The 3,246-nt window shown below is 42.5% G+C and carries 2 protein-coding genes and 1 pseudogene; 2 read left to right on the top strand and 1 reads right to left on the bottom strand.

Annotated features, from left to right (window positions below; translation table 11 throughout):
- Window positions 1–19: 19 nt before the first annotated feature.
- Window positions 20–655 (bottom strand): lactate utilization protein, encoded by a 636-nt coding sequence (locus QZZ35_RS10320; RefSeq protein WP_291237324.1) that lies wholly within the window; start codon window positions 653–655, stop codon window positions 20–22.
- Window positions 656–828: 173 nt separating this feature from the next.
- Here QZZ35_RS10320 and QZZ35_RS10315 point away from each other — a divergent pair, with 173 nt between their 5' ends.
- Both QZZ35_RS10315 and QZZ35_RS10310 read left to right on the top strand, forming a co-directional pair.
- Window positions 829–2,811: a DNA topoisomerase gene (locus tag QZZ35_RS10315; RefSeq protein WP_291237323.1), complete on the top strand. Its 1,983-nt coding sequence runs from the start codon at window positions 829–831 to the stop codon at window positions 2,809–2,811.
- A gap of 73 nt (window positions 2,812–2,884) precedes the next feature.
- Window positions 2,885–3,246, top strand: a pseudogene (locus QZZ35_RS10310) (glutamine--fructose-6-phosphate transaminase (isomerizing)); the annotation flags it as partial.

The raw sequence follows: 3,246 nt of genomic DNA, 5'->3' as shown, positions 1-3,246 counted from the left end.
TCATTTTTTGAAAAAAATTTTAATAACCAAGTTCTTCGCCGACAAGGATGATCTTAATTCTTCCGGCAGGGGCACTGCGGCGGGTAACAACAAACTGGTTGCAGATACAATCCGGACTCATGCAGTCCATGCACCGGCCGACCTGAGTACATGGTGTTTTTCTGTCAAGACGGATCGTGTTCATCGGTGCAGCCGTGTTGCGTGCCCGGTCTACGGCGGACTCGAGATTATCGGCAACTTTATTCATGCCGGCAATGATAACGACATTGGATGGGCCGAAGATCAGAGACGCCACACGATTGCCTGTGCCGTCAATATTCACCAGTTCGCCGTCCATTGTAATCGCATTAGTACTCATAAAGTAATAATCACAGACAGCAACTTTTCCGAAAAATTCCTTTTTTTCTTCTTCTGTTTTCGGCACAGTCCGGTCAAGAACCGTGCAGTCCCATGCTTTTAAGGCAGGAATAAGACCAATCTCATTGATGGACATGGAGCCGCCCCAGGAAACACTGGATCCGGGTGTGACAAAGCGCAGAGCCATCTTAAGGGCATCATCCTTATTATCAACGTAATAGGCTTCCATTCCCCGTTTGTCCAGATTTTTAATTAATGTTTCAGCAGCTGTTTCGTAAAATTTTTTCTTAGGATTCATTGAATCATCTCCCTGTTATTTCGTTACACACAGTATATCATTTGAAGTCCTTAAGCTCAAGAAAGAAAAGCTTTTTGAGGACTTTATTGTGGAGTATCCGGAAATATGTTATACTTATGAACTATAGCGTCGGGACAAGTCTCCCGTAAAATCCTATGGAGGAAAAGACATTTATGCCGAAATCGTTATATATTGCAGAAAAACCAAGTGTTGCAAGAGAGTTTGCAAAGGTTTTGAATATTAAAGGAAAAAGCTATGACGGGTATATGGAGTCCGCCGATTCGGTAGTGACATGGTGTGTTGGACATCTTGTTACCATGAGTTATCCGGAAGTTTATGATCCGGCATTAAAACGATGGTCACTGGACACCCTTCCTTTTATACCTGAAGAATTTAAATATGAAGTGATTGAACCTGTGAGAAAGCAGTTTGATACAGTCAGCCGTCTTTTAAATCGTGAAGATGTGGAGACCATTTATGTCTGTACCGACTCGGGGCGCGAAGGAGAATATATTTATCGTCTTGTCGATCAGATGGCAGAAGTGAAGAATAAGGTGAAAAAACGTGTCTGGATCGATTCTCAGACAGAAGAGGAAATTTTAAGAGGTATCCGTGAAGCAAAAGATCTGTCAGAATACGATAATCTGGCAGCATCAGCCTATCTTCGGGCAAAAGAAGATTATCTGATGGGAATCAATTTTTCCAGACTTCTGACATTGAAATATGGTCCGTCCATTTCGAGCTTTATGCATACAAGGAATACGGTGTTATCTGTAGGACGGGTTATGACCTGTGTCCTGGGAATGGTCGTTCGTCGTGAACGGGAGATTCGTGTTTTTGTGAAGACGCCTTTTTACAGAGTACTGGCGAAAGTGGATGTGCAGGGGCGCGAGATTGAAGCGGAATGGCGTGCGGTCGAGGGTTCTGTTTATTTCGGAACACCTGCACTTTATAAAGAAAACGGCTTCAAAAAGAAAGAGGATGCAGAGAAGCTGATTCATATGATGACAAGCGTGCTGCCTCTGGAGATGAAGATTGAAGAAATTTCAAAAAAGAAAGAGAAGAAAAATCCGCCGCTTTTATTTAACCTGGCAGAGCTTCAGAATGAATGTTCCAGACTGTTTAAATTAAGTCCGGATGAAACGCTGAAGGTGGTTCAGGAATTATATGAGAAGAAGCTTGTAACCTATCCGAGAACGGATGCCCGTGTCCTCTCAACGGCGGTGGCGAAAGAAATCTATAAAAATATAAGCGGACTTCGAAATTTTGCGCCTGTGTCTGATTTTGCACAGGAAGTTCTGGATATGGGAAGTTATAAAAATATCGCAAAAAGCCGGTATGTGAATGATAAGCAGATTACCGATCATTACGCGATCATTCCTACAGGTCAGGGACTCGGAGCACTGAAATCGGTCAGTCGGACCGGCTTTAGTGTGTATACAGTTATTGCCAAACGATTTTTAAGTATTTTTTACCCGGCTGCGGAATATCAGAAAATCAATCTTGTCCTTTCAAAACAGACAGAGAAATTTTTTGCCGGTTTCAAAGTATTGCTGTCGGAAGGGTATCTTAAAGTGGCGGGAAAACCTTCAGAGAAGGCGAAAGAAGGCGAGGAGAGTATCAAATTTGACCAGAATTTTATGGAGATTTTGAAAAATCTTAAAAAAGGAATGTTTTTGCCTGTCAAAGAATTCTATATAAAAGAGGGGGAGACAACGCCTCCGAAACGTTACAATTCGGGAAGTATGATTCTTGCCATGGAAAATGCCGGCCAGCTTATTGAGGACGAAGAACTCCGGGCGATGATCAAAGGAAGCGGCATCGGTACAAGTGCGACACGGGCTGAGATACTTAAAAAGCTCGTGACGATCAATTATCTGGCTCTGAATAAAAAGACTCAAATCATCACACCGACCCAGCTTGGTGAGATGGTGTTTGATGTGGTGGACAGTTCTTTGAGATCTCTTCTAAATCCGGAATTGACCGCCAGCTGGGAGAAGGGGCTCACCTATGTGGCGGAGGGCAGCATTACACCGGAGGAATATATGCAGAAGCTGGATCATTTTGTAACTGTACGGACAGAGGCTGTCAAAGTTTTGAATAATCAGTGGATGCTCAGAGAAAAATATGAGCAGGCCGCTAAGAACTATACATAAAGAAGTGGACTTTATTTATATAAAGTGTTAGAATGATGAGATATAATCAGAAACTCTATGGAGGTATGATACAATGTGTGGTATTGTTGGATATATAGGCAATATGCAGGCGGCTCCGATTCTTTTGGACGGTCTGGCAAAATTAGAATACAGAGGTTATGATTCAGCCGGGATTTCTGTTTTTAATGGTGAAAATATAGATACTGTCAAAACAAAAGGAAAGATAAAGGATTTAAGAGAGCTGACAGATGACGGCAAAAATATACACGGAACTGTGGGAATCGGCCATACACGATGGGCCACTCACGGGGAACCGTCGGATGTGAATTCACATCCCCATGTGAATGCCAGTGAGACGATTGCTGTTGTTCATAACGGTATTATTGAAAATTATCTGGAATTGAAAAATCGTCTCATTTCCAGAGGCTATGTTTT

Source organism: Frisingicoccus sp. (genome assembly GCA_016298055.1).
Lineage (GTDB): Bacteria > Bacillota > Clostridia > Lachnospirales > Lachnospiraceae > Frisingicoccus.
Note: the sequence above shows the minus strand (reverse complement) of the source record. Positions and strands in the feature narration are given on the sequence as shown.